This window comes from Kocuria himachalensis, assembly GCF_054784195.1.
Map to the genome: position 1 here is coordinate 1 of NZ_BAAGPL010000067.1, position 4,275 is coordinate 4,275.

The following is a 4,275-nucleotide window of genomic DNA, read 5'->3' on the forward strand; positions in this document are numbered from 1 at the left end:
TGGACGCTGCCCGGTGGGAGGTGGAGCGCATCGACCGTGCGATGCGCGGAGAAGAGACGCCGCAACCGACTTTGGATCCGGAGTTGGAGGCGTTGAAGAAACGGATGCGCATCAACTTCCCCAATGCTCCCACCGCGGGGCGCCACACTGCCGGGCGTGGTGGAAACGGCTCCGGGCGTCCGCTCGAGGTGGCGCGGCGGCACGACGAGCAACGTCCCCAGCAGGGCGGCTTGGAGCTGTAAATACTCGCTCTGCTTGGTCTGTTCAGATGGACGGTGCCCGCTCCCCATTGGGGGAGCGGGCACCGTCGTTGCGTGGTGACCACCTGCTCGGGAAGCCGTCCACAGCCGGCGGAAGCGGAAGTGCGACGGTCGGACGTGAGGTGACCTGCCGGCTGTGGTCGGGTGGTCGGATGGGGTCCCCGCTGTCCATCATGGGTGCGGGCCGAACCGCGGAGCGATGGAGTTCGGGCCGTGCCCATGTGGGCACGGGGCCAGCGACTCAGCCACGGTGGTCCATCTCGCGTTCCGCTCGACCCTGGCGTGCCTCACGCCAGATCACGAGCAGCGAGGCCACCAGGAGTAGGCCAGTCAGCATTCCGATCTTCGAGCCTTGGGCCACCAGGATGATGGAGAGAATCAGGAGCGCCCCGTAGCTGGCGGTGAGAACCCAACGACTGGGCGTCACTGCTCCGGCTCGGTGTCGCTGCCGTTCTGCGCGGACGAGGCGTGAGTGTCCGGGGAAGTCGATGTGGCCTTTCGCCGGCGCTGTACGCGCTGCACCTTATCGGGTGCCGCCAGTCCGATCTTCTTCAGCTCGTAGGCGGTCCAGCCGCCGTTGTTCACCGCGGCTTGGAACGCCTGGGCGTCGTTCTTCTCGGCCTCCTTGAGTGCTTCGCGGGCCTCGTCGAGGGCGCCGCGGGCGGTGATCGCCCGGCGGATGTAGTCCATCCGGTCGTTGAGCAGCCGCTGGGCGGCTTCCTCTGCCTGCTGGGGGTCAGTGAGCTTAGCCATGCCCCTACCTTAACGGACGCACACCGTGCGTTCCACTGTCCACGGACGCTCCGCCCGCGCTTCGTACCCGTGGTGCCCCAGCGGAGCAAAGCTATCTTTTATGTGCCATAAAAGGGCAGCGCTGCTGGCCTCGCGGCCTTTGCGGTGGCACACTGGTCGTGTGGGGCCCACAAAGTGGGGGCGCTGCGCTGGGCCGGCAAGGAGAGGAGGCGCTGTGGTGGAGCAGGAGAATCCGCGTCGGGTGTGGAAGTCCCGTCGCAAGCGGATCGAGGGCAAGACCCAGTACGTCCGGGTGTCGATGTCCGAGTCGGAGCGTGCTCAGTTGATGATGCTGGAGCAGCAGACCGGGCTCTCGCCCTCGGCGCTGATGGTCGAGGCGGTGTTCGGGTCAGCCGATCCGGTAGCGGTGCAGTTGCGGCGGAATCAGCTGGCCGAGCTGATCCAGATGCGGCACTTAATGGCCACGATCGCCAACAACGTGAACCAGATTGCTCGGCACGCCAACAGCACCGGAGAGGTGCTGCCCGAAACGGTCGAGACCTTGCAGGAAGCTCGCCGCTTTGGAGCGGACGTGCTGGCCAAGATCGAAGAGTTGATCCCGTGATTCCGAACATCACCAAGGGCGACAAGCCGGTCGGGCTGATGAAGTATCTCGTGGGTCCGGGAAGGGCTAACGAGCACACCGACCCGCACCTGATCAACGGCTCCCCGCTCATCATGGCCTGGCACGACGACGTGCAGCTCAACGAGGAAGCCGCGGTGTCCATCGCCCGCGAGATCGACCTGAACCGGCGGTCCTTCGGGGTGGACGCTGACGCCAAGCACATCTGGCACTGCTCGTTGTCGATTCCGTACCAGGACCGGGAGGTCACCGATCCGGAATGGTCGGACATCGCTCAGCGGTTCATGGACGAGATGGACTTCACCGACGCTGGGGCCAAGGCTCCGTGCCAGTGGGTTGCGGTGCACCACGGGCGCTCCACCAAGGGCAACGACCACATCCACATCGTCGCCTCCACCATCCGTGGGGACGGCACCAAGTGGAACTGGGGCAACGACTTCTCCCGGGCGCAGAAGGCTGCGCGTGGGATCGAGAAGGACTTCAATTTCATCCAGCTCGGAAACCACTCCGAACGGTGGTTGCAGCAGGGCGAGGTGCGGCGGGACAGCACCCGGGAGCCGGCCCGATTCGCGTTGGAGCGCACCGTGCGGGCGTGCGCGGTGGCCGCCGAAACCGAGGCCCAGTTCGTGCGGCAGATGCGCCGGGCGAACATGCTCGTGCACCCCCGCTTCGCCGCTGGCACTGATTCGGTGGTGACCGGGTACTCCGTGGCGGAGCGTCCGCCGAAGGGGATGCGGCCGCTGTGGTTCGGTGGTGGCAAGCTCGCCCAGGACCTCACGCTCCCGTCCCTGCGGACCCGTTGGCCGGACACCCCCGAGTCCGCCCAAGAGGCGTCGGAGGAGTGGATGGCTGCCAAGCGGCACCGCCGCATCGTCCACCCCGACGCCCCCGGTGCGGCCCTGGACGAGGTGACCGCTAGGCGGTTGGCGGATGAACTGAAAGAGGTTCGCCGGCGCCTGGTGAAGCTCGCACCGGACGACCATCAGGCGTGGGCTCACGCGGCTCGTGAAGCCTCCGGGGTGTTCGCGGCGTGGTCGCACGCGACCGAGGACGGGCAAGGACCCTTGGGGCGCACCGCCAGGACGCTGGCACGCTCGGCGCACCGGTCGGGGCTGAAGATCACCACCCCGTTGGAAGCTCCACTGCGTACCAGTGGCACCACGGCGTTCCTGCTGGCGGTCACGAAAGCGCCCTCCCCGATGGCCCAGGCATTGATCATGAACCAGATGCTGCGGATGACCCGCGCGTTCCAGGACATGCATCAGGCCAACAAAGAACTGCGCGAGACCCAGTTGATCGTGGACACCTTCCGGCAGCACCTCTCGGTGGTGGCGGAGCCACTACCGGAAGTCGAGCCTTCTTCTCCCAAGCGCAGTGCCTCCCACGCCGGACCCGCCCGTGCCCGTGGTGCGCTGCGCGAGACCCAGGGGCCCACGGTTGAGCACCCTTACGTAGATCACACCCCCCGCACGGACCACGGAATGGAGCTGTAGAGATGAGCACACAACCCGATGGCGTGAACGATTTGATCGGCCGTGACCTCCAGGCAGCGATGGCCGTCGCCGGGCGCTGGGGCGAGATGATGGCCCGTCAGCGCGCCGAGCAAGTGCGTCAACGCCTGATGGAGCAGCAGCAGCGGCGACGGGAGCTGGAAGACCGGTTCGAAGCCGAACGAGCAGTGATGCGCACCGAGCTCGCCCCGGTGGATCAGGACCGTTTCTGGGAGTCCGCCAAGCCGGAAGACATCGCTGCCCACTACGGGCTGGCCCGGCAGTGGGAGCAGCACGACGAGGTCGCCCGCACCGCGCGAGGACGGATCGAGTCGGAGGTAAAGGACCGCTACGGGCTGGCCGTGGAGGACTACCTGGAAGATCGCATCCCGCAGCAACAGCGCACTGAGACAGTCGAGCAGGGGACCGCGGCCCGCGAAGCCGTGGACGCCCAACGTGACCACGCTGAGGCCGCCCTCAACGCCGCAGAGGCCAGCCGGGGGGATCTGCAAAACGACGCCGACACCCGCCACTCGGCTGCCGAAGCCGAGGAACTTTGGGACTCCGGAGACCGGCGGGCGAACCTGGCCAAAAAGCTCATGGCGGCCTTTGGTGGCACCGAGGAGGGCCGCGATGGGGTACGGGCACGTCTGGCCGCCGACCGGGACCAGGGCACGCCTCCCATAGAGGCTGTGCGCTCCACCAAGCGTGGCCCCAAGGCCCGCAAAAACACCGGGCGCCCAGCAGGACGAGAAAGAGGCTTGGAACTCGGCTGATGCCATGAGGGCAACAGCGAGAGGGGCGCAACCCGTGACGGGTTGCGCCCCTCTCGCTGTGAGGTTCAGTCGAACAGGCCCTCTGGAGGTGGCTCCAAAGTCAGTGGAACTCCCTTGGGGCGGTGCTCCCTGGGAGTGCAGCCGTGGAAAGGACCCTTCTCCTCAAAGAGGACCCGCATGGTCGGGTCGGCGTAGTTCTGCCACCACACCGCCAGCCCGGTAGTGGGATCTAGGCGCAGATTTTCCCACGCCCTCCACAGCCCCGTCAGACGGCTCACCGCTTCATCATGCCGCCACCACTGGGCGCACTGTCAACGGCAGGCGAAAGCTGACCCCTTTTCGGCAGCTGAAGGTTGACCCCCTGATCACTCATC

The 4,275-nt window shown here is 66.7% G+C and carries 5 protein-coding genes and 1 pseudogene; 4 read left to right on the forward strand and 2 right to left on the reverse strand.

What is annotated here, in order from left to right; all coding sequences use genetic code 11:
- Positions 1–242: hypothetical protein (locus ACYVM4_RS18640; RefSeq protein ID WP_460669528.1), on the forward strand; the 242-nt coding region annotated here is incomplete at its 5' end.
- Between the two features lie 441 nt (positions 243–683).
- Here ACYVM4_RS18640 and ACYVM4_RS18645 read toward each other — a convergent pair.
- Positions 684–1,013, reverse strand: coding sequence for a hypothetical protein (locus ACYVM4_RS18645; protein WP_460669529.1), 330 nt, complete (start codon positions 1,011–1,013; stop codon positions 684–686).
- Positions 1,014–1,227: 214 nt separating this feature from the next.
- On the opposite strand from ACYVM4_RS18645, the gene mobC reads away from it, so the two are divergent.
- Genes mobC through ACYVM4_RS18660 form a run of 3 tightly spaced genes read left to right on the forward strand, consistent with a single transcriptional unit; the run spans position 1,228 to position 3,901 of the window.
- Positions 1,228–1,617 (forward strand): plasmid mobilization relaxosome protein MobC, encoded by a 390-nt coding sequence (gene mobC, locus ACYVM4_RS18650; protein ID WP_460669530.1) that lies wholly within the window; start codon positions 1,228–1,230, stop codon positions 1,615–1,617.
- Entirely contained in the window at positions 1,614–3,128 is a 1,515-nt protein-coding gene (locus tag ACYVM4_RS18655; protein WP_460669531.1) for a relaxase/mobilization nuclease domain-containing protein, read from the forward strand. The genes mobC and ACYVM4_RS18655 overlap by 4 nt, the downstream gene beginning before the upstream one ends.
- A gap of 2 nt (positions 3,129–3,130) precedes the next feature.
- A complete protein-coding gene (locus ACYVM4_RS18660; protein ID WP_284564026.1) occupies positions 3,131–3,901 on the forward strand; it encodes a hypothetical protein in 771 nt (256 codons plus the stop codon).
- A gap of 65 nt (positions 3,902–3,966) precedes the next feature.
- On the opposite strand, the pseudogene ACYVM4_RS18665 reads toward ACYVM4_RS18660, so the two are convergent.
- A pseudogene (locus ACYVM4_RS18665) lies at positions 3,967–4,197 on the reverse strand (DUF4913 domain-containing protein); the annotation flags it as partial.
- Between the last annotated feature and the right edge of the window lie 78 nt (positions 4,198–4,275).